The following is a 22,913-nucleotide window of genomic DNA, read 5'->3' as shown; positions in this document are numbered from 1 at the left end:
CCCGACACAAAGCATCGAAATGCCCTGCCGAAAGGTGGGGCATTTTTTTATGCAAAAAGCGCGACGGAAACCCACTCATATTCCGTATCACGAATATAGGGACAACAAACGGAGCGTAACAATGCGCAAAACAACCCCCATTCTGGCCACTGCGGCACTTGTAATTGCACTACCCGCACTGGCGCAAAACCAGCCCGGTGCCCATTTCATCGAGATGTGGGATCTGGACGAAAACGGCTCGGTCTCGATCGAGGAAGCCCGCGAGCGCCGTGGCGATATCTTCCACACATTCGATGCCGATGATGACGGTGTGCTGAACGCTGAAGACTATGTTCTCTTCGACGAAGCCCGCGAGGCGGACATGAAAGAACACGGGATCGGCCAAGGCGGTGGTCAGGGCCATGGGCAAGGCAAAGGTCAGGGGCAAGGCAAAGGCCAAGGTCAGGGCAAAGGGCAAGGCAAAGGTATGGGACAAGGCATGGGTGAACACAGCGCCGCCATGTCAATGACCCGCGAAAACGCCGACCTTGATGGTGACGGGCAAGTCACCCGTGAAGAGTTCATCGCAGGCGTCGATCTGTGGTTCCCCAAGCAGGACCGCAACGGCGACGGCGTCATCTCAGCCGAGGATTTCGGGCGTCAGTAAGCGCGTCCCGTCACACTCTGAAAAAGAGTGCTAGCGAAAGATCAGGCCCTGCATCACGCGGGGCCTTTTCCTTTGCAAAACACCGTGGCAGTGTCGCGCCATGACCGACCTGATTTCCCTTGATGGCACCCCCGCCCCCCGCTTTGCCTTCGGCGCCATGCAGTTTGGCGAGAACGCAGATGAAACGGCCTCGCGCGCGATGTTTGACGCCTGCCTCGACGCGGGCATCACCCATTTCGACACCGCAAATCTGTATACTGGTGGCGCGTCTGAGAAGATCCTCGGGCGGTTGATTGCCCCGCTTCGCGAGCGCCTGATCATCGCCACCAAGATTGGCTATGACGCGCCCGACACCGTCGACGCGCTGCGCGCACAATTCGACACGTCCCGCGCACGCATGGGGCTGGACGTAATCGATATCCTTTATCTGCACCGCTTCAACCCGAACCTTGCGATGGACGCCCAAATCGAACTGCTGGCCGAGCTACAATCGGCCGGGCAGGCCCGCTATCTGGCACTGTCCAACTTCGCCGCGTGGCAGGTAATGAAAGCACAGGGGATCGCTCAACGGATGGGCACCAAAATCGACGTGATCCAGCCAATGTTCAGCCTTGTGAAACGTCAGGCCGAGGTCGAACTTCTGCCGATGTGTGCCTCCGAGGGCATTCTGGCTGCGACGTATTCTCCGCTTGGCGGCGGGCTTTTGACCGGAAAGTATGCCACCGGTGGCACGGGCCGGTTGTCCGAAGATCACCGCTATGCCGCGCGCTATGGGCTGGACTGGATGCACAAGGCCGGCGAAGCCCTACCCGAAATTGCGCAGGATCTGGGCCTGCACCCGGCAACACTGGCCGTGGCGTGGGTGGCCAACCACCCAACCCGGCCCGCGCCCATCCTATCCGCTCGTTCACGTGAGCAATTGCAGCCGTCACTCGACGCGCTGTCCTTCACCATGACCACCGAGCTGCGCGACCGGCTGACCGCGCTCACACCCACGCCCGCACCTGCGACAGACAGGATTGAAGAGAATGTATGATTTCGTTGTTATCGGCGGTGGCATCGCCGGGATCTCGGCTGGCGCACGGCTGTCGCATCTGGGAACCGTCTGCGTGCTCGAGGCCGAGGACGCGCTGGCCTATCACGCCTCTGGCCGTTCTGCCGCCATGTTCGAAGAAGCCTATGGCGCACCCTCGGTCATCGCGCTGAACCAAGCCTCGCGCGCCTATCACGAGCAGGAAAACGGCGGCGTACTGTCTCCGCGCGGGTTGATGATCGTGGGCGGGCCGGGTCAGGAAGACGCGCTCGCCCGCGATTTGGTCACGATGAAGATGGAGCCGATTTCCACGCGAGACGCGCTGGATCTGGTGCCAATCCTGAACCCCGACACCCTTGTCGGCGCGGGCTATCACGCCGAAGCGTGGGACATTGACACCGACCGTCTGATCCAGAACTTCGCACGCGAGGTACGGGCAAACGGTGCAGTGCAAACCGGCGCTAAGGTCACCATGATTACGCGCACACCGTCAAGGTGGGAGGTCGAGACCACGAAAGGCGACTTCGCGGGCAAGACCCTTGTGAACGCTGCCGGAGCATGGGTCGATGAGGTCGCAAAGCTGGCAGGCATCCCCCCTATCGGCATCCAACCCTACCGCCGGTCTATGGCGCGGATCCCAGCCCCGGGCGGGCTGGATGTCAGCCGCTGGCCAATGTTCATGGGCGCCGCCGAAAGCTGGTACGCCAAGCCCGATGCAGGCGCGCTTATCGTCTCGCCCGAAGAAGAAGACCCGATGGAGCCGCAAGACGCTTGGGCGGACGACATGGTACTGGCCGAGGGGCTCGCGCGCTACGAGGCGATGGTCACAAAACCCGTCACTCGGATGATCTCGAACTGGGCCGGGCTGCGCAGTTTTGCGCCTGATCGCAATCTGGTGTTGGGCCCCGCACCCGAGGACCGCAGCTTCATCTGGTGCGCCGGGCAAGGGGGATACGGGTTCCAAACCTCGCCTGCCGCATCGCAACTTCTGGCCGACCTCGTCGCTGGGCGCGCGCCCGAGATCGAGGCCGCCACTGTGGAGAAGATCGTCCCGGACCGGTTCACCTGACCGTCCCGGCCCTCACCCTTTCGCATTTTCTTGCCAAAAATATCCTGGGGTGAGGCCCGTCCGGGCCGAGGGGCAAAGCCCCTTATCCCAGCAGTACGTCCAGATGCTTCACGACTGATCGTGCCAGCACGTCTGGTTCGTACCCGCCTTCCAGCATCGATACGATCCGGCCCTCGGCGAACTCGTCCGCCACGGCCTTCAGTTCGCGCGTGACCCATTCGTAATCGGCGTCCGTCAGTTGCACGCTCGACATATCATCGGCCACATGGGCGTCGAACCCGGCCGAGATGAAGACGAATTCCGGCTTGAAGTCGCGCAGATGCGGGATCCAGTGGCCGGACACGGCCTCGCGGAACTCAGCACTGCCTGCGCCTGCGGACAGGGGGATATCGACCAGATTGTCGGTCTCTTTCTCGTGGCCGGTGAAGGGGTAGAACGGGTGCTGAAAGCTTGAACAGAACAGCACGCGCGGTTCCGCCTTAAAGATCTCTTCCGTGCCGTTGCCGTGGTGAACGTCAAAGTCGATGATCGCCACACGCGACAGACCGTGCGCTTCCAACGCGTGGGCCGCAGCCACGGCGATGTTGTTGAACAGGCAAAATCCCATCGCCTTGTCGCTTTCTGCGTGGTGGCCGGGCGGGCGGACCATGCAGAAGATCGGGTTGGCTTCCTTGGACATGACCAGATCGACGCCCATACAGCCCGACCCGGCCGAGCGTTCGGCGGCTTTCAGGGTGCCCGGGCTCATCACCGTGTCCCCGTCTACCTCGACGCTTTCCATCCCTTGCCCCGGCGCCAGCGCATAGACGCGGTCCAGATAATCGCTGTCATGTACGCGCTCCAACTGCTCACGCGTGACCAGCGGTGCATCGTGATGGCGCACCACATAATCCATGCCCGACATGATCAGCTGATTGTTGATCGCATCCAGCCGCGCCTTGCTTTCCGGGTGCAATGGCCCAGCGTCATGGTCGCGACATTCATTGTGCGAAATGATGGATAGCATTCGGTTTCCTCCCTCGATCCCGTCTCAAAGCCAGCGTTCTACAATGACCACATCTCGGTCATCGGGGTCTGGCCGCTGGGTGAAGCCCAGCTCTTTCATCAGGCGCAACATCGGGTCGTTCTTCTTCAGAACCGTCCCTTCAATTACATCCAATCCATGATCTTGTGCGGCGCTGAACAGCCCTTTCATCAGGCGCGTCCCAAGCCCTTGATGCTGAATCCGATCCGATACGACGATGGCGAACTCACAGCTTTTCTGATCCGGGTTGATCACATAGCGCGCGACGCCCACCAGCACGTCCTGCCCGTCAATCTCGGCCATGGCGCATAAGGCCATTTCGCGGCGATAATCGATGGCGGAAAACTGGGCCAGCATTTCTGGGCTAAGCTCATTCACCGAGCCCATGAAACGCATCTGCCGCGCCTCGGGCGACAACTCGCGCACGAAGGATTGCAGATATTCGGCATCTTCCGGACGTACCGGGCGGATCACCAGAAGTGTGCCGTCTGACAGATACGCCTCGCGCGCAAGGTGGCGCGGATAGGGGTGGATCGCCATGTGGTCATAGGGGCCGTCCTTTGCAGGGGCTCGCTGGACCGAAATGCGCGCATCCACCGCCAACACCCCGTCGGGGCTGACAAACAGAGGGTTGATGTCCAACTCGATCACCTCAGGCAGATAACTCACGATGATCGAGACGCGCTTCAACACGTCGACCAGCGCATCGCGATCCACGGGCGCCGCATCTCGGAACCCCTCAAGGGCTTTCGACACGCGCGTTTTGTTGATCAAGCGTTCAGACAGAACCGCATTCAACGGCGGCAACGCCACGGCGCTGTCTTTCAGGACCTCGACCATCGTGCCCCCGGCGCCGAACAGAATTGTGGGGCCGAAGACCGGATCACGGCTGGCGCCGATGACCAGCTCGCGCGGGTCTTTCAGGCCCGCCATCGGCTCGACCGTGACGCCGGTGATCTGCGCATCGGGCCGTGCGGCTTTGGCGGATTTGACCAGCTCGTGAAACACCCGCGAGACCGAAGTCGCATGCGCCACGTTCACCCGCACGCCGCCCACATTGGTCTTGTGCGTGATGTCGGGCGAGGCGATTTTCATCGCGACCGGATAGCCCACGGTTTCCGCAGCCACCAATGCCTGCGATGGCGTCGTCGCTTCGATCGTCATGTTCACCGGAATGTTGAAGGCCTTCAGCAGCGCCTTGCTTTCGGTGTCCGACAGCATCTTGCGGCCATCCGACAAGGCCTGCGCGATGATCAGACGCGCGCCGTCCAGATCCAAGCCTTTCTCAAACGCGCGGGCACGGGGGACTTCCAGCGCCAGTTTGCGGTTGCGGCGGTGCTGAACCAGATAGCTGAAGCCCTCGACCGCGCGTTCGGGCGTTTGGAAATCTGGTACGCCGGCTTTGGACAGGATCGCACGGCCTTCTTCGACCGCCGGTTCGCCCAGCCAGCAGGCCAGAACGGGTTTCTTGCGTCGTCGCGGCAACGCGCCCACGACGGCTTGTGCTGTCGCCACGGCATCGGTCATCGCCTGCGGGGTTAGCATCACCAGAACGCCGTCATTGTCCGGATCGGCAATCGCGGCCTTCACGGCAGCTGAATAGGTCTCGGGCCCGGCATCGCCCAGAATATCGACGGGGTTGGCGTGGCTCCAATACGGGGGCAAGACCTTGTCCAGCTTGGTTTTCGTGGCGTCAGATAGCGGAGGCAGCGCGATGTCCAGATCACCTGCCCGGTCCGCGCCCAAGACGCCTGCACCGCCACCATTGGTGATGATGCACAGACGATTGCCGCCAACTTTGCGCGTGTTGGCGAGGATCTCGGCTGCGGCGAAGAGCTGGCCCAGCGTGCCGACCCGCACCGCACCGGCACGCTCCAGCGCTGCGTCGAACACGTCGTCCGACCCGATCAGCGCCCCCGTATGCGTATGTGCCGCTTGCGAGCTGGTCGCGTGGCGGCCCGATTTCAGCACGATCACCGGCTTCAGACGCGACGCGCGGCGCAAGGCGGACATGAAATTCTGCGCGTCCTTGATGCCCTCGATATAGAGCAAAATGGCGTCGGTCCGCGGATCCATCGCGAGGAAGTCCAGCACGTCTCCGAAGTCAATATTGGTCGAGTTGCCAAGGCTGACCATCGCCGAAAAGCCCGAATGGTGTGGTCCGGCCCAGTCGGCAATCGCGGACACCAACGCGCCGGATTGCGACACGAAGGCCAGCCGCCCCTTCGGCGGGTCCGAGCGTAGAAAACTCGCGTCCAGCCCAAGCCACGGACGCACCAGACCGACGCAGTTCGGCCCCATGAACCGGATGTCGCCCTTGCGCGCGGCGGCCACGACCTGCGCTTCCAGATCCTTGCCGCGCCCATCGCCTTCGCCGAACCCTGCCGACAGGATGATGGCAGATTTCACGCCTGCCTCGGCGCAGTCGCGCATGATCCCCGGCACGGTGCGCGCAGGGGTGGCGATCACGGCCAGGTCGACCTCGTCCGGCAGGTCCGTCACTTTGCGATAGCAGGTCGCATCACCGATGGCTTTGTGCTTGGGATTGATCGGATAGAGCGAGCCATCAAAGCCGCCCGCCACCAGATTGCGCCACGCCATCGCCCCAACCGAGTTGCCGCTGGGGCTGGCGCCAAACACGGCGACCGAGGTGGGATCGAAAAGCGGGGTCAGAGGGCTTTTATCCATCAGACGAATCCTTTGCGAATGCGCGAACATACTCAGCGCAGCTTCGCCCATGGATAAACGCCACGACAAGCCGTTCGTCTTTGATGTGCCTCAATCTTTTCGCACAGAGGTCGCCTCGATCCCCTTCAGGATCGGGCAATCCGGACGGTCATCGCCCGCACAGGCCTGCACCAGATGCGACAGCGTATCACGCATGGCGATCAGGTCCGCGATCTTCGCTTCGATCTCGTCCAGATGGGTGCGCGCGATGCGTTTGACGTCTGAACTGGCGCGGGACTGATCCTCGTACAGGGCCAGTAGCGTGCGGCAATCCTCGATCGAGAAACCAAGCGCGCGGGCACGGGCCAGAAAGGTCAGTTTGTGCAGCTCGGTCTCGCCAAAAACACGGTAGCCATTGGTGTTGCGGGTGGGTGTGACCAGCCCGATGTCCTCGTAATAGCGAATGGTTTTGGCGGGCAGGCCGGTCTGGGTGGCGGCATCGGAAATGTTCATGCGGTCTCCTCCAGTGCGGGCTTGATGAACCGTAGTCGCAGGGCGTTGGTCAGCACCAGAACCGAGGACGCGGCCATCGCACCCGCCCCCAGCATCGGCGACAAAAGAACGCCCCATGCCGGGTAAAGAATACCCGCCGCGACGGGTACCAACGCCACGTTGTAGCCGAACGCCCAGAAGAGGTTTTGGCGGATGTTGGTCATGGTGCGGCGGCTGACCTGAAGCGCGTTCACCACGCCCGACAGAGCACCAGAGGACAGGACCACATCTGCGGCCTCGATGGCCACATCCGTGCCGGTGCCGATGGCGATGCCCACATCTGCTTGGGCCAAGGCGGGCGCGTCGTTGATGCCATCGCCAACAAAGGCGACGGTCTGCCCCTCGGCCTGCATGGCAGCGATGGTTTGCAGCTTCTCGCCGGGGATGACACCCGCGACCACACGGTCGATCTGCAAGCGATCCGCGATGGCGGCGGCGGTGGCCGGATCGTCGCCAGTGATCATCAAAAGCTCTTTGCCCAAGGCCCGCAAGGCCTCCAGAGCTTTGGGCGTGTCCGGCTTCACCGGATCCGCCACGCCGATCAGCGCCACAAGCTGCCCGTCATAGGCGGCGAAGAACACAGTCTGCCCCTCTGCGCGCATCGGGTCGGCCCGGTCGACAAGATCGGTCAGAGGAACCCCTTCGCGCGCCATATAGTGCTGCGACCCTATCAGAAGGCGTTTACCCTCGGTGTCGGCGGACAGGCCAAATCCGGTTTCGGTTTGGACATTGCTGACGGCGGCAGGCGTGACGCCGCGAACTACTGCGCCGGACAGAATGGCCTGCGCCAGCGGGTGCTCGCTTTGTGCTTCGGCCCCGGCGATTAGAGCGAGGAGCGCGTCGGCATCCTGTCCCTCTGCAACCGCGAAAGCAGTCAGCGCGGGCCGCCCTTCGGTCAGCGTGCCGGTCTTGTCGAAGGCCACCACATCCACCGATTGCAGCGCTTGCAACGCGTCCCCACGTCGGAAGAGCACACCCAGCTGCGCCGCGCGCCCGGTCCCCACCATGATCGAGGTCGGCGTGGCCAAGCCCATCGCGCAGGGACAGGCGATGATCAGAACGGACACACCCGCGACCAAGGCCAGCCCCAAGGCGGGGTCGGGGCCGATCAAAAGCCAGACTGCTACGGTCAACACAGCGATAGCCAATACGATGGGGACAAACACGGCGGTGATCTTGTCAACCAGCGCCTGAATGGGCAGCCGCGCGCCTTGGGCGTCTTCGACCATGCGCACGATCTGGGACAGCATCGTGTCTGGGCCGACGGCAGTCACGCGGGCCTTCAGGGCGCCGGTGCCGTTCACCGTGCCGCCAGTCACGGGACTGCCCGGTGTCTTCGCGACGGGCACGGGCTCCCCAGTGATCATGCTTTCGTCCACAAGACTTTCGCCCTCAGTCACCTCGGCGTCCAGGGGCACGCGTTCGCCGGGTCGGATGACGATAACTTCTCCGGTAATGACCTGCGCGACGGGGCGGGTGATCTGGCGGCCCTCGACCTCGACCGTGGCCTCGTCCGGGGCCAGCTCGACCAGCGCGCGGATTGCCTCGCCTGTGCGGCCCTTGGCGCGGGCCTCCATCCAGCGGCCCACTAGGATCAGGGTGACGATGACGGCGGCGGCCTCGAAATACACGTTCACGGTGCCTGCGGGCAGGATGCCCGGGGTCAGCACAGACACCAGCGAATAGAGATAAGCGGCCGAGGCACCCAACGCGACCAGTGCGTTCATCTCGGGCGCGCCGCGCAGAAGCGCCGGGATGCCCTTGGCAAAGAACAGGCGGCCGGGCCCGAACAGGACGATCGTCGTCAGGATCAGTTGGAGCCAATGCGACACGCCCTGACCAATATTGTGCAGGACCCAATGGTGAAACGGCGGATACAAATGCCCGCCCATCTCGATCACGAAGACCGGCAGGGTCAGGGCGGCAGCGAGCAAGGCTTTGTGTTTCAGCGCCCGCGCTTCGTCGGCCTTGTCGCGCGGGCCTGTGGTGCTGCTGTCGGCGCGCGGGGTTGTCGGGAAACCCGCCTTGGTGATCTTCGCCGACAGCGCCTCGGGCGTCACGGATCCGGTTAGGAAGGTGACAAAAGCGCGTTCCGAGGCGAGATTCACCCGCGCGTCCAGCACCCCGGGCGTGGCTCTCAGCATGCGCTCGACTCGGCCTACGCAGGCTGCGCAGGACATCGACTGGACGTCCAGAACCACCGTGTCGCGCCGCGCAGGATAGCCCGCGCGATCAAGGGCAGTTGCGAGGTTTTCAGTGTTGGCTGGGGCGGCATAGGACACCCGCGCCGTTTCTGTGGCAAGGTTCACGGGGGCCGTGTCCACGCCCTCGACCGCGTCCAAGGCACGCTCGGCCCGCCCAACGCAGGACGCGCAGGATAGGTTTTCCAACTCGAGTGTGAGTGTTTTCAAGGCAGCCATCAGATTCTCCGCTATAACGGAGTATAGATAGGGGTTCCAGTGACTGGAAGGTCAAGAGCAAAGCGGCATTGACCCGCGCGTTTGCTGCGCTATTCAGGGTGCAAACCAAGAGGAGCCCCCATGACCACTTTCCACGTCCCCGATATGAGCTGCGGCCATTGCAAAGCCTCGATCACCGAAGCGCTGGAAGGGCTGGGTGAGGTCACGCTGAACTTCGACATGGATGCCCGCGAGGTGCAGGTCGACGGGCTTGATCCCGCCGCCGTCATCGACGCGCTTGACGAAATCGGCTTCCCTGCCTCCGCCAAATAAAAACCCCGGCACCTTGATTGTCAGGGGCCGGGGTTCTTCTTAGCGTTTGTGACAGGCCACCTGTTGGCCATTGCCGCGATCGGACAAAGGCGGCTTGGTCTCCGCGCATTCCGGCCCTGCAATCGGGCAGCGGGTGCGGAACACACAGCCTGAGGGCGGGTTCAGCGGCGACGGCAGATCGGCGTCCAGGATCATCACCTCTTTCGAGGCTTCCGCCGTGGGATCAGGGATCGGCACAGCAGAAATCAGCGCTTCCGTATACGGGTGGCCGGGCGAACGATAGAGCTGCGCAGCCTCGCTGATTTCGACCACATTGCCCAGATACAGCACCATCACGCGGGTCGAGATGTGCTTCACGACGGACAGGTCATGCGCGATGAAGATCAGACTCAGCCCCATCTCTTCCTGAATTTCCATCAGAAGGTTGATCACCTGCGCCTGAATGGACACGTCCAGAGCGGACACAGGTTCATCACAGATGATCAGCTGCGGCTTCACGATTAGCGCGCGGGCGATCCCGATCCGCTGACATTGCCCGCCCGAGAACTCGTGCGGATAGCGGTTGATCATGTTGGGCAGAATACCAACGCGATCCAGCACTTCCCGCACCCGGTCTTTCACTTCTGAGGGTGAAAGGCCCGGGTGGTGGGTCTTCAGCGGCTCGGCCACGATCTGGCCGATGGTCATGCGCGGGTTCAGCGATGCCAGCGGATCCTGAAAGATCATCTGCATCTCTTTGCGGTGCTCGCGCATGTCGTGATGGTTGAGCTGCAACAGGTCATCGCCCAGCCACAACACGGTGCCGGCCTCGGCAGGCACCATACGCATAATGGCGCGGGCCAGCGTGGACTTGCCACAGCCGCTTTCGCCCACGATGCCCAGTGTCTCGCCCGGCATCAGGTCAAAATCGACCCCATCGACGGCCTTAAGCGTGTCGGTGGGCGTCCAAGGCATCGCGCCCTGACGCTTGATGTCAAACCAGACCTTCAGGTTACGGACGGACAGAAGAGGTGATTGCACGTTCATGTCAGCTCCTCCAAAGATTTCAGACAGGCCCGGCGACGCACCGCGCGGCCCGTGACACCATCCAGCGTCGGACGCTCGACAGCGCAGCGATCATCCGCGAAATCACAACGCGGAGAGAACGGGCAGCCCTTGGGCATGTTCATCATGTTGGGCGGGCTGCCGGGAATGGTCGCCAGCGTATCACTCTCTATGTCCAGACGCGGCACGGCTTTCAAAAGGCCCATGGTGTAGGGATGGGTCGGCATCTCGAACAGGCCCTTGGTGGTGCCGTATTCCATCTGTTGCCCGCCATACATGACCAGCGTTTCCCGGCACGATCCGGCGATCACGCCAAGGTCGTGGGTGATCAGGATGATCGACATGTTGAAGTCCTTCTGCAGGTCTTCAAGTAGCTTCATGATCTGCGCCTGAACGGTCACGTCCAGCGCGGTCGTGGGTTCGTCCGCCACCAGAATGTCGGGCTTACACAGCAGCGACATAGCGATCATCACACGTTGACGCATCCCGCCCGAGAACTCGTGCGGATACATGGTCACGCGCTTTTTCGCCTCGGGAATGCGCACGGCATCCAGCATCTCGACCGCCTGTTTCACCGCTGCCCGCTTCGAGATGCCGTGGTGATGGGTCAACACCTCGGCCATCTGATCGGACACCCGCAAGAACGGGTTCAGACAGGTCATCGGATCCTGAAAGATCATCGCGATACGCTCGGCGCGGATCTTGTTCAACTGCGCCAGCGGCATGTTCAGGATTTCTTGCCCTTCAAGCTTCACCGAGCCTGACGCCGTCCCGTTCTGGGCCAGAAGCCCCATGATCGCAAAGACGGTCTGGCTTTTGCCCGAACCGCTTTCGCCTACGACGCCAAGGGTTTCCCCGGCCTCAAGGTCGAAACTGATCTTGTCCACAGCGGTCACAGTGCCGTCGGGCGTGTCGAATTTGACGCTCAGGTCACGGACTTCAAGTAGTGCCATAACGCGCGCCCCCCTTAACGGTCTTTCGGGTCCAGCGCATCGCGCAGACCGTCACCGATGAAAAAGAAACAGAAGATGGTGACCACGAAGAAGAACAGCGGGAAGGCAAGATGCCACAGCGTCCCATAGTTCATGGTCTTGGTGCCTTCGGAAAGAAGCGCGCCCCAGCTGGTGAAGGGTTCCTGAACGCCAAGGCCAAGGAACGAGATGAAGCTTTCCGTCAGGATCATCTGCGGCACCAGAAGCGTCGCATAGACCACCACAACACCCAGAAGGTTGGGCACGATGTGACGGATGATGATACGCCATGTGGGCACACCGATGGCGATGGCCGCTTCCACGAACTCGCGGTTCTTGATCGACAGGGTTTGGCCACGCACGATGCGGCTCATGTCCAGCCATGCGGTCAGGCCGATGCCCACGAAGATCATGGTGATCGAGCGTCCGGCGACGACCAGAAGCAGGATCAGAACGAACATATACGGGATCGACATGAAGATATCGACCAGACGCATCATGATCGAGTCTACGCGTCCGCCGATAAAGCCCGCCGTCGCGCCGTAAATCGTACCGACGATCACCGCGACCAGCGCGCCAATGACGCCCACGGCCAGCGAGATGCGCGAGCCTTGGACCACGCGGTTGTAAAGGTCGCGCCCGTTCTCATCGAAGCCGAAGTAGTGACCGTTCTCGATCGAGGGTTTCCCCGCGGTTGCCACGTTTCCAAGCACGTCCCAGTCGATCGTCTCGATATCGTATTCACTGATGATTTGACCAAAGAGCGAGAAGAGCACGATCAGCGTCAGCACCACGACGGATACCATCGCAGCACGGTTGGCCACAAAACGGCGGCGCGCATCCGCCCAGAGCGAGCGGCCCTTGACGTCTTCGGCCATCCGCTCGGCGATCTCGCGGGTTTTGGGTTGCTGGAAGGGTTGAGCAAGTCTGTCGTTCATTGTCCTACCCTCACAGACGGATCTTCGGGTCGATCCACGCATAGAGGATATCAACCACCATGTTGAACAGGATCGTCATAGACCCCAGCAGGATCGTTAGGCCCATCATGACCGCATAGTCCCGGTTAAAGGCCGAATTCACGTAGAAATAGCCAATGCCCCCGGTGCCAAAAATCGCGTCGATGATGAACGACCCGGTGACCATGCCCACGAAGGCCGGTCCCAGATAGGAAATCACTGGCAAAAGCGACGGCTTCAGCGCGTGGCGCCAAATGATCACGTTGTCCGGCAGACCCTTAGCGCGGGCGGTACGGATGAAGTTTGACCGCAGCACTTCCAGCATCGAGGACCGCGTCAGGCGGGCAATCGACGCCATGTAGCTGGTCGACAGCGCGATGACAGGCATGATGATGTGATCCCATTGGCCTCCGTTCCAGCCGCCGCCGGGCAGCCAGCCCAGCCACAGGGTGAAGACCAAGATCAGGATCGGGGCCATGACGAAGTTCGGCAGCACCTGCGCGCCGATGGTCACGCCCACCGCGAAGTAATCCAGCCAGCTATTCTGACGGATCGCGGCCGAGATGCCCAGCGCGCCGCCGATGATGATCGCCACCAGGAACGAGATGATCCCGTAGGTCAGCGTCACCGGAAAGCCCTGCGCGATGATGTCATTCACCGAACGGTCTTTGTATTTATAGCTCGGGCCAAAGTCGAACTGGGTCACGATGCCCACGACATAGTCCCAAAGCTGCTTATAGACAGGCTGATCCAGCCCGTATTTCGCCTCGATATTGGCGAGGACCTGCGCGGGCAAGGGACGTTCGGAAGTGAACGGCCCGCCGGGCGCGGTCTGCATCAGCCAGAAAGAGGCGACCAGAAGAATGATAAGAGTGGGGATCGCGACGGCGACCCTGCGTATGATGAAGTTAAGCATCTTTACCCCTAGGAGATGCGGCGTTGTCGGATCCAAGTATACACGAATGTGGCGGACCCTACGGAAAGCCGGATCAGGCGCCTATGACAGTTTGGTTAACGGTCTTCGTTGATCTGGATCAGTAACGCAGATGCGGGTGGGGCACCGCACGCAGGTGCGCGGTGCCCCTGTTTCAGATCAGATCCGGCTTATTTCGCGACCTTATACAGGTCTTTCGAATACCAGTTCTGCTCTACGTTTTCGACGGGCCAGCTGCCGATCAGCTCGGGCTTGATCATGAAGCTACCAGCATAGTGGTAGATCGGGATGATCGGCATGTCGGCGGCGATGATTTCTTCAACCTTGGTGTAGTTCGGCTGAGGGTTGTCCATCGTCTTGGCGTCTGCCAGCAGGCTGTCGACCATGTCGTTCGCGTACTTGGCGTCGTTATAGCCCGAGCCCGACTGGACCAGATCTAGGAAGGTCGAGGCTTCGTTATAGTCACCACACCAGCCAGCGCGGGCGATTTCATAGTTCTGCTCGCCGCGGGTGGTCAGGTAGGTCTTCCATTCCTGGTTTTCCAAGGTGACGTTCACGCCCAGGTTCTGCTTCCACATCTGGCTAACAGCCAGTGCCACTTTCTTGTGAGCTTCCGAGGTGTTGTACAGCAGGGTCAGGTCAATCGGGTTGTCCTTACCGTAACCAGCTTCGGTCATCAGCTCGACAGCCTTGGCGTTACGCTCATCTTGGCTCCAGCCAGCATAGTCAACCGACGGCACTTCGAAGCCAGCGGTTGCGCCCGGAGTAAAGGTGTAGGCTGCGGTCTGGCCGCCCTGCAGAACCTTCTCGGTGATGATGTCACGGTTGATCGCATAGGACAGAGCGCGGCGAACGCGGTCGTCTTTCAGGAACTCAGGCGTGCTGTCGGACACATTGATCGTGTAGTAATACGAGCACAGACGCGGGAAGGCGGTTGCCTCATCCGGGTTCGTTTCTTTCAGCGACGGATACTGACCTGCGGGGATCTCGGTGCGGTCCAGTTCGCCAGCTTGATAGCGGGTCAGAGCGACGTTTTCGTCGTTGATCACCAGCGAGGTGACTTTCTCGATGATGGTATTGTCGTTGTCCCAGTACATCGGGTTGCGTTCACGCACCAGACGCTCGTTGGCGACGTGCTCGGTCAGCTTATAGGCGCCGTTCACAACGATGTTCTCGGGTTTGATCCAGTCCGCACCGTGCGCTTCGATCGCCCAAGCCGGTGTCGGGAAGGTCGAGGTGTGGGTGGTGGTCAGTGCGAAATACGGCAGCGAGCTTTCCAGCGTCACTTCCAGCGTGTGGTCGTCAATGGCTTTCACGCCCAGCTCTTCGACTGGCATGTCACCCGACATCACACCACCGGCGTTCTTGATGCCCATGACTTCCATGTACCACTGGTATTCCGAGGCGGTGGCCGGATCGGCCAATCGACGCCACGCATAGACGAAGTCGCCAGCGGTGACGGGCTTGCCGTCCGACCATTTGGCATCTTTGCGCAGAATAAAAGTATAAACGGTCTTGTCGTCATTGGTGTCGTGATCCAGTGCAACACCGGGAACCAGTTCGCCAGCGCGGTCTTGGTTGTACAGACCTTCAAACAGGTCGCGTACGATTTCCGAACCGGAAACGTCTTCTACGATCTGCGGATCAACCGAGGTGTGCTCGTCCAGCACGCGGTAGGTGAAGGTCTGGTCTTCGGCCAGCTTCTCGCCTGTTTTCGGGTGCATCATGTCTGCGAAGGCCGGGCCAGCAAGCGCAAGGGCCGAGCCCAGCAGGGCAGCTTTGATCGAGATATTCATAAAATTCTCCCTAGTCATTTATGCAGTGGGACAGGTTGATTTTAGTCTATTTCGGACCGCGAAAGACTCAGTCCGTATTCTCCTGTCGATGGAGCATCCTAAGCGCAACACAAAGCGGGAAACAACCATTTACGGCGCGGCAAGCCATCCACCCGAGTCCCCCGCCCTTTCGGCGTAATTCATGCAATTTGTCGTCATAATCACATCAACCTTCGTCAAAATGACGATTGTTTGCGTCACCACCCCTGACGTCACGGTGATTATTGCCATTCGCGGTCGCACATGCGACCATTTGGTAAAACTATGAACACAGCAAATGCCCAAGGGGTGAATTCCGTGAAAAGCGAACCGCAGACAACCTCGGACGAGGGGCTGAAAGCGTCGTCCGACCAGCTGCCGCAACTGGCCCTTCCCCGCAATCCGGGGATGGATCTGGATATGAACTGGGTGCGGGCCGTGCAGGCCAATACATCCGCCATCGAACGCCGCTGTGCGACCCTATCGGGACGGCGCAGCGTGAAGAAAGAGTATCAGGCCGCGTGGCTTCTGAAAGCGATTACCATGATCGACCTGACCACCCTGTCCGGCGATGATACCGAAGGCCGCGTGCGCCGCTTGTGCGCTAAGGCGGCCCAGCCCGTCCGGCCCGAGATCATGAAGGCCCTTGGAATGGAGCCCGTGACCACCGGTGCCGTCTGCGTCTATCACGACATGATCGAGACCGCAGTTTCATCCCTGAAGTCGCTTGGCGTGACCATGCCCGTCGCTGCCGTGTCGACCGGTTTTCCGGCGGGCCTTAGCCCCTATCACCTGCGGGTCGAGGAAATCCGCGAAAGCGTGCGCGCCGGGGCAGAAGAAATCGATATCGTGATTTCGCGTCGCCACGTGCTGACCGGCAACTGGCAGGCGCTGTATGACGAGATGCGCGACTTCCGCGAGGCGTGCGGCGATGCCCATGTGAAAGCCATTCTGGCGACCGGAGAGCTGGGAAGCCTGCGCAATGTCGCCCGTGCCTCGCTGGTCTGCATGATGGCGGGGGCTGACTTCATCAAGACCTCGACCGGCAAGGAAAGCGTGAACGCCACCCTGCCCGTCAGCCTGGTCATGATCCGCGCCATTCGCGACTATTACGAGGCGACCGGATACAAAGTCGGCTACAAGCCTGCCGGCGGGATTTCGAAAGCCAAGGACGCGATCACCTATCTGTCGCTGATCAAGGAAGAACTGGGCGATGACTGGTTGGACCCGCACCTGTTCCGCTTCGGTGCCAGCTCGCTTCTGGGTGACATCGAACGCCAGTTGGAACACCACGTGACCGGCCATTACTCGGCCACCTACCGCCATCCGATGGGATAAGGACAAAGACATGACCGTGAAAGAAAAATTCGACAGCATGGATTATGGCCCGGCCCCGGAAAGCGCGGGCGAGGCGTTGGAGTGGATCGCGGCGCGCAACGGTGCGTTTGGCCTCTATATCAATGGCGCGATGACCAAGCCGGGCGAGCTGTTTGATAGCCGCAACCCCGCAACGGGTGAGGTTCTGGCGCAGGTGACACAGGCCAGCGCAGATGATGTGGATGTGGCGGTGATCGCCGCACGCAAAGCGCAGAAAAGCTGGGCCGCGCTGCCCGGCCATACCCGCGCCAAGTATCTGTATGCACTAGCCCGTCTGGTGCAGAAGCATTCCCGCCTTTTCGCCGTGCTAGAAAGCATGGACAATGGCAAACCGATCCGCGAGAGCCGCGACATCGACATTCCGCTGGTCGCGCGGCACTTCTATTACCACGCTGGCATGGCACAGCTTCAGGACGCCGAGCTTCCCGACCGCGAAGCCTTGGGCGTCTGCGGACAGATCATCCCGTGGAACTTCCCGCTTCTGATGCTCGCCTGGAAAATCGCGCCTGCGATTGCGATGGGGAACACGGTGGTGCTGAAGCCTGCGGAATACACCTCGCTGACCGCACTCCTGTTCGCGCAAATCTGTGACGAGGCCGGACTGCCCAAGGGCGTCGTGAACATTGTGACCGGTGATGGACGTGTGGGCGAAGCCATCGTGACCCATGAAGGCATCGACAAGATCGCCTTCACAGGCTCGACCAATGTGGGCCGCCAAATCCGCCGTGCAACCGCCGGGTCAGGCAAGTCTCTGACGTTGGAACTGGGCGGCAAGTCGCCCTACATCGTGTTCGACGACGCGGATCTCGATTCAGCAGTCGAGGGGCTGGTCGATGCGATCTGGTTCAATCAGGGACAGGTCTGCTGCGCAGGCTCGCGCCTGATCGTCCAAGAAGGCATCGCGGATCGGTTCTATACCAAGCTCAAGGCCCGCATGGGCAAGCTGCGCATTGGCGACCCGCTGGACAAATCCATCGACGTGGGCGCGGTGGTTGACCCGATCCAGCACCAGCGGATCACCGATATGGTGAATGCCGGTGCCGCCGAGGGCGAGCTTTACCAAGCCCCCTGCCCGCTGCCCGATCAGGGTTGCTTCTATCCGCCCACGCTGATCACCGGGCTATCCTCGGCATCAACGCTAATGCAGGAAGAGATCTTCGGTCCGGTTCTGGCCGCAACCACCTTCCGCACGCCAGTTGAGGCAGTCGAGATCGCAAACAACACCCGCTACGGGTTGGCAGCGTCTGTCTGGTCCGAGAACGTAAACCTGACGCTGGATATTGCGCCAAAACTGGCGGCGGGTGTCGTCTGGGTAAACGGCACCAACATGTTTGACGCCGCCGCCGGATTTGGCGGCGTACGCGAAAGCGGCTTTGGGCGCGAAGGCGGATGGGAAGGGCTGCAGGCCTATACCAAGCCGCGCGGGAAATCGGTTGCGTTGAAGCCGATCGCCCCTGTGTCTGCGCCGAAAGACGCCAAGGTGGATGCGCTGGACCGCACTGCCAAATTCTACGTCGGCGGCAAACAAGCACGCCCGGACGGAGGCTATAGCCAAGCAATCTGGTCAAAATCCGGTGCGCTTCTGGGCCATGTGGGCATCGCCAACCGCAAAGACATCCGCAACGCGGTCGAGGCTGCGACGGCAGCAAGCGGCTGGGCCAAGACCACCGGCCATGCCCGCGCGCAGATCCTCTATTACATCGGCGAAAACCTCTCGGCCCGTGCCGACGAGTTCGCCGGCCGGATCGACGCCATCACGGGCGGGCGCGGTGGCGCGAAAGAGGTCGAGGCCGCAATCTCGCGCCTGTTCACCTATGCGGCGTGGGCCGACAAGTTCGACGGCGCCGCCAAACCCGTGCCGATGCGCGGCGTGGCGCTGGCAATGAACGAACCGGTGGGCGTGATCGGCGGGTTCTGCCCGGACGAGGCACCTCTGCTTGGGCTGGTGTCGTTGATGGCCCCCGCCATCGCGATGGGCAACCGCGTGGTGCTGGCCGCATCGCAACCCTTCCCGCTGGCCGCGACGGATTTCTATCAAGTGCTCGAAACCTCGGACGTGCCGGGCGGCGTGGTGAACATCGTCACCGGAGACCACGCTACGCTGGCCGCCCCCTTGGCCGGTCACTTGGGCGTGGACGCCGTCTGGTCGCATTCGGGCGCTGACATCTCGGCCACGGTCGAGCTGGAAAGCGCGGGTAACCTGAAACGCAGCTGGGTCAACAACGCCAAAGCGCGCGACTGGATGGGGGCCGCAGGCGAAGGGCGTGAGTTCCTAAGCCACGCGACCGAGGTCAAAACCGTCTGGGTGCCTTACGGCGAGTAAAAATGCCCCTGCGGTTTGTATTGTTGGCCGGATCCAGAGTTGGTTCCGGCCAGTTCAGTGGAAATTCGCTCATTTTCACGATTTTTCCACCTTTTCGACCATAACTAGTACTGATCGAAGAGTATCTGAGATGAGATTCGACCACGCGACAAATTCCGTCGCGTCTGCGGATCACTTGTAGAGTTGTAACGAGTAAGACAATGCCAACTACTTTTAATGCCATCTCGCTGGGCGTATTCGCAGACATTGATCCAACTGAAGGCAACCTCAACGCCGAGAATGCCAGCAGCCTTGTGGGGCTAACATTCGGCGGACCTGGCGATTCACTTGTCGACGATTTCGTAACGATCAGCGCTGCAGGAACGGGGTTCTCGGGCGGACGGTCGAATGTTTATGACATGGACAACACCTCGTCGAACGACCAGTTTTCAGTGGACGGAGGCGCCGCCCAAACCTTCGATGGCACAAGTATTTACAGCGCCACGGTAACCTATATTGACGGCACCACGGCGACCATTACCGCAGTGGTCTTTCAAGACACCGCCGGCAATCTGTACTTGGCGCCTGAATTCTCAGCGAACTCGGATCAGACCGCGCTTGAAGCGGCCGCAATACGCTCGATCACTTTGGATAGTGTCGCGGGAACCCGATATACGGGCCTGACCGGGTCGCGCGAGACGTGGGACTTCGTCACCTGTTTCGCCAAGGGCACGGGCATTCTGACACCAAAAGGCGAGATCCCGGTCGAGCAATTGGTCCCTGGAGACAAGGTGTGTACCTTGGACAATGGCGTCCAAACCATTCGCTGGGTTGGCGTGCGCAAGGTCCCTGCAGAGGGCAATCTTGCACCCATTCGCATCAAGGCTGGTGCACTGGGGCAGAACCTGCCGGCACGGGATCTGTGGGTGTCGCGTCAGCATCGCATGCTGTGCAGATCCAAGATCGCAGCCCGCATGTTTGATACGCCCGAGGCGCTGATTTCGGCGAACAAACTGACCCTTCTGTCTGGTGTACGGCAGGACGATAGTCTCGACCACGTCACCTATTGCCATATCCTGTGCGACAATCACGAAGTGGTCTTTGCCAATGGCGCACCGGCCGAAACGCTGTATCTGGGCAAATACACCAAGAAGAGCATGTCCCCCGAGGCGCTGGATGAGATCCGCATGATCTTTCCCGAGTTGGTGGACGGCTTGGAAGACCCCAAGCCTGCCCATCACATGCCGAACAATGCCCCGCAGCGCAATCTGATGCGCCGTCTGCGAAAAAACAAGCGCGCCTTCATCGAGGCGCACTAGCTTACTTCTTCTTGCGCCACGTCCCCAGCCAGCGGGACACGCGACCTTTTGCTTCGTCAGCGCGGGCATCCACGGCTTCCCACGCCTCGCTTGCATCCTCAAGCGCGGGGTCGATCGAGCGTTGGCGGAACTGCACCCACAGCGCGCGCACAAAGCCGACCGCGACAGCGAGGAACAGGAAGAAGGCGATATTGAACCACGGGATGATCGTCACGTCAGGCCCAGCCACGGGGCGAATGCCGACCGCGTTGGGGAAGACCGAGATCAGCTCGTTCCGCCAGCCGTAATGGGTGATTACCGCCCATTTCGGCTCCTCGGCGGTCGAGCGCAAATCGTCGACCTCGGTCTGCAGGCTGGCGGTGTCGAATTTGAAATAGAACGGCCACGACCAGCCGGTATCTTCGTTGCGATAGACCATCACCTCTTCCGCATCCGTGCGGATGAAGCCCAGCAGGTAGGTCTTCTTTTTCACCGTCTGCACAAACTGCACATCACGGTTGATCAGGCCCGCGGATTGATCATCCGGTTTCGACCAGAAAATCCGGGTCCAGTCGTCCAGATCCTGACGTTCCTGATAGGTGTTCACAACACGCACCACGTCATGTTGCGGCAGCGTATAATGCAGCACGCCAAACAGGATCAGCGCGATCAGGCTGCGGATGATGATACGGAAACGGCGCATATTGAACCTCAGTTAATAAGTATAATCGACAGCAGCACCAGCAGCGCAGGCACCACATAAACCAGCAAGATCAGCTTGGGGCGGAAGCTTTTTTGATAGTCCTCCATCCCCTCGCGCAACCACACTTCGCGGTCGCTTTCATTGCCGCTGGGATGTTCTTCGGCCCATTGCTCTTCGAGCTTCTCCAGACGGACCGAGCGGGAATAGATGCTGACCAGCACATAGATGATGCTCAGCCCGATAAACCCGAAAAAGATCAGACGTAGAAATCCCATCCCTATCTCCCTTTCACCGCACCCGCTTTGACTGCCCCCCAAGGGCCAACCATTTCAATCACTTGCTCACGCGTGCGTTTGCGCGTTGTCGTCGGCACTTTCAGCGCGTCTTTACGCCCCCCAAACAGCTTATCACGGGCGCCGGCCTTGTTTGCCATATAGTCACGATGCAGGAATTCTGCCACAAACTCGCGCTTTTCGTCGGGCCATGTGGCGTAAGAAGCATAGAACAGCTCTTTGTGGCAGATGAACAGCTGACGGAAGTCCATCGGGGCCAACTCGGACAACATCCGGTTGATCAGGTCGCGATCTGGATGATCAGGCCGCGCGCGCAGGGTGTAGAAATAGGCCGGGTGACGGCTGTCGATACGGGGCCACTGCCCGCCTGCCTCGGCCCAGCGCACCAGTGCGGCCAACCCGTGGAACGCCTGCGGCAGATTGCGGCCCATCCGCTGCGCCACGTGACGCAAGGTGCGCGAGGACATGTCGCCCAGTTCCATCCCGGCCGAGGTCGCGGCGTCCACCAGAATAAACTCCATCTTCTGACGCAGAATGCGTGCCCCCGCCGCGCCGCGCTCATGCACCAAAGGCTCGACCAGATCGTTTTTGCGCAGGAAGCTGGCGATGCGGTTGGGCTCGGTCGTGTCGATGACGGGCAGACGGGGGAAGCGCTCCATCCGGTCCTTGTCGCCCGAAACCACCACGCATGGGCTTGCCACATCACGGAAAACATAAAGCCCGCCAAAATGCGCCGTCCAGAAATTGCCCTGCTCGTATTCCTGCACGCCCAGATCGACAGGAACCTTCGTCACGTCCCCGGTTTCGCGGGCCAGATCAATCATCTCGGCGATCAGATCGTCGTCATACCACGCGTTCGGCGCGGTCTGGAAATGGTCGATCTTCTCGGCCAACTCGCGGGCATTTTTGACGTGGCTTTGGGTCGTGTCGGCCTCGATCACGATCTTGCGGATGTCGAACAGCCGCGACGGGTCCGAGATGTCATAGACCGAGTTCATCAACTCTCCCGCCACCGCGTCATGGGCGGTCAGCGCAAATAGCTTCGCCTCGTTATCCGCAATGAACTGCCGCAATATCCCACGCGAGGTCGAGAACATGGCGTTCAACAGCGGCGCCTTCTTCTGGTCCACCGTCAGAATTATGAACTGCCGATTGCAGCCATTGGGGTTGAGGTAGAGCGGATCTTTGAACTCCTCCCCGATTTCAGGCGAGAAGCCGGAGATGTCGATGTGAAACTCGCTCAGTGCTGTGCGCTTGCCTGCAAGGGAATGGAGTGCACGGTTATACCGCTCGATCAGCGCCGGACTGTCGACCCGGATCAAATTGCCAAACATGAGGCCACGTTGGATGAGGCGTTTCATTGGTTGCCCCCGTTTCTTTCACAAAATGAGCGATGCGCCCGGCCCGAGGGTGGGTGCGGAACGCGCCCGCCCTGTGAGGCGGGTCGGGCGCGTCGCGGCGTTGCCGCGATATCGATTGAGGCCCAATGGATCACTGC

19 protein-coding genes are annotated in these 22,913 nt (G+C 60.9%); 7 read left to right on the top strand and 12 right to left on the bottom strand.

Going from position 1 to position 22,913, the window contains the following annotated elements; all coding sequences use genetic code 11:
• Positions 1-121 precede the first annotated feature (121 nt).
• From EOL43_RS03840 to EOL43_RS03830, 3 genes are all read left to right on the top strand, one after another.
• The gene (locus EOL43_RS03840) at positions 122-646 is read left to right on the top strand and encodes an EF-hand domain-containing protein (RefSeq protein ID WP_133485742.1); all 525 of its coding nucleotides are present in this window, start codon (positions 122-124) and stop codon (positions 644-646) included.
• 100 nt (positions 647-746) lie between these two features.
• Positions 747-1,682 (top strand): aldo/keto reductase, encoded by a 936-nt coding sequence (locus EOL43_RS03835; protein ID WP_133485740.1) that lies wholly within the window; start codon positions 747-749, stop codon positions 1,680-1,682.
• A complete protein-coding gene (locus EOL43_RS03830) occupies positions 1,675-2,748 on the top strand; it encodes an NAD(P)/FAD-dependent oxidoreductase (protein WP_133485738.1) in 1,074 nt (357 codons plus the stop codon). Before EOL43_RS03835 ends, EOL43_RS03830 begins: the two co-directional genes overlap by 8 nt.
• Positions 2,749-2,830: 82 nt before the next feature.
• Here EOL43_RS03830 and EOL43_RS03825 read toward each other — a convergent pair whose 3' ends face one another.
• From EOL43_RS03825 to EOL43_RS03810, 4 genes are all read right to left on the bottom strand, one after another.
• Positions 2,831-3,754, bottom strand: a complete 924-nt coding sequence (locus tag EOL43_RS03825) for a histone deacetylase family protein (RefSeq protein ID WP_133485736.1) — start codon at positions 3,752-3,754, stop codon at positions 2,831-2,833.
• Positions 3,755-3,778: 24 nt separating this feature from the next.
• The gene (locus EOL43_RS03820; protein ID WP_133485734.1) at positions 3,779-6,460 is read right to left on the bottom strand and encodes a bifunctional acetate--CoA ligase family protein/GNAT family N-acetyltransferase; all 2,682 of its coding nucleotides are present in this window, start codon (positions 6,458-6,460) and stop codon (positions 3,779-3,781) included.
• A gap of 90 nt (positions 6,461-6,550) precedes the next feature.
• Complete coding sequence (gene cueR / locus EOL43_RS03815) at positions 6,551-6,952, bottom strand: Cu(I)-responsive transcriptional regulator (protein WP_133485732.1); 402 nt, start codon at positions 6,950-6,952, stop codon at positions 6,551-6,553.
• On the bottom strand, positions 6,949-9,411 hold the full coding sequence (locus EOL43_RS03810; RefSeq protein ID WP_133485730.1) for a heavy metal translocating P-type ATPase: 2,463 nt from the start codon (positions 9,409-9,411) through the stop codon (positions 6,949-6,951). Before EOL43_RS03810 ends, cueR begins: the two co-directional genes overlap by 4 nt.
• 120 nt (positions 9,412-9,531) lie before the next feature.
• On the opposite strand from EOL43_RS03810, the gene EOL43_RS03805 reads away from it, so the two are divergent.
• Positions 9,532-9,723, top strand: a complete 192-nt coding sequence (locus tag EOL43_RS03805) for a heavy-metal-associated domain-containing protein (RefSeq protein WP_133485728.1) — start codon at positions 9,532-9,534, stop codon at positions 9,721-9,723.
• A gap of 39 nt (positions 9,724-9,762) precedes the next feature.
• Here the strand turns inward: EOL43_RS03805 and oppF are convergent, their stop codons facing one another.
• The 5 genes from oppF to EOL43_RS03780 form a co-directional block, all read right to left on the bottom strand.
• Entirely contained in the window at positions 9,763-10,749 is a 987-nt protein-coding gene (gene oppF, locus EOL43_RS03800; protein ID WP_133485726.1) for a murein tripeptide/oligopeptide ABC transporter ATP binding protein OppF, read from the bottom strand.
• Positions 10,746-11,720, bottom strand: a complete 975-nt coding sequence (locus EOL43_RS03795; protein ID WP_133485723.1) for an oligopeptide/dipeptide ABC transporter ATP-binding protein — start codon at positions 11,718-11,720, stop codon at positions 10,746-10,748. Before EOL43_RS03795 ends, oppF begins: the two co-directional genes overlap by 4 nt.
• A gap of 14 nt (positions 11,721-11,734) precedes the next feature.
• Entirely contained in the window at positions 11,735-12,616 is an 882-nt protein-coding gene (locus EOL43_RS03790; protein WP_240686463.1) for an ABC transporter permease subunit, read from the bottom strand.
• Between the two features lie 70 nt (positions 12,617-12,686).
• Positions 12,687-13,610 carry an oligopeptide ABC transporter permease OppB gene (gene oppB, locus EOL43_RS03785; protein WP_133485719.1) on the bottom strand — a complete coding sequence of 308 codons (924 nt, stop codon included), beginning with the start codon at positions 13,608-13,610 and terminating at the stop codon, positions 12,687-12,689.
• A 188-nt stretch (positions 13,611-13,798) separates the two neighbouring features.
• Positions 13,799-15,424 (bottom strand): peptide ABC transporter substrate-binding protein, encoded by a 1,626-nt coding sequence (locus EOL43_RS03780; protein ID WP_133485717.1) that lies wholly within the window; start codon positions 15,422-15,424, stop codon positions 13,799-13,801.
• 372 nt (positions 15,425-15,796) lie between these two features.
• Between EOL43_RS03780 and deoC the strand changes: the two genes are divergently transcribed.
• From deoC to EOL43_RS03765, 3 genes are all read left to right on the top strand, one after another.
• Entirely contained in the window at positions 15,797-16,780 is a 984-nt protein-coding gene (gene deoC / locus EOL43_RS03775; protein WP_240686462.1) for a deoxyribose-phosphate aldolase, read from the top strand.
• 10 nt (positions 16,781-16,790) lie between these two features.
• Positions 16,791-19,142, top strand: coding sequence for an aldehyde dehydrogenase family protein (locus EOL43_RS03770; protein ID WP_133485713.1), 2,352 nt, complete (start codon positions 16,791-16,793; stop codon positions 19,140-19,142).
• 200 nt (positions 19,143-19,342) lie between these two features.
• Complete coding sequence (locus EOL43_RS03765) at positions 19,343-20,440, top strand: Hint domain-containing protein (RefSeq protein ID WP_133485711.1); 1,098 nt, start codon at positions 19,343-19,345, stop codon at positions 20,438-20,440.
• 1 nt (position 20,441) lies between these two features.
• Here EOL43_RS03765 and EOL43_RS03760 read toward each other — a convergent pair whose 3' ends face one another.
• From EOL43_RS03760 to EOL43_RS03750, 3 genes are read right to left on the bottom strand one after another with little or no spacing between them, the layout of a single operon-like run.
• A complete protein-coding gene (locus EOL43_RS03760) occupies positions 20,442-21,122 on the bottom strand; it encodes a DUF1523 family protein (protein ID WP_133485710.1) in 681 nt (226 codons plus the stop codon).
• 8 nt (positions 21,123-21,130) lie between these two features.
• Entirely contained in the window at positions 21,131-21,397 is a 267-nt protein-coding gene (locus tag EOL43_RS03755) for a hypothetical protein (protein WP_133485708.1), read from the bottom strand.
• Positions 21,398-21,399: 2 nt separating this feature from the next.
• Positions 21,400-22,776, bottom strand: a complete 1,377-nt coding sequence (locus EOL43_RS03750) for a DUF6638 family protein (RefSeq protein WP_133485706.1) — start codon at positions 22,774-22,776, stop codon at positions 21,400-21,402.
• Between the last annotated feature and the right edge of the window lie 137 nt (positions 22,777-22,913).

This window comes from Aliiroseovarius marinus (assembly GCF_004360145.1).
Classification (GTDB): domain Bacteria; phylum Pseudomonadota; class Alphaproteobacteria; order Rhodobacterales; family Rhodobacteraceae; genus Aliiroseovarius; species Aliiroseovarius marinus.
The sequence above is the reverse complement of the archived record's forward strand: the minus strand, read 5'-3'. Positions and strand labels throughout refer to the sequence as shown.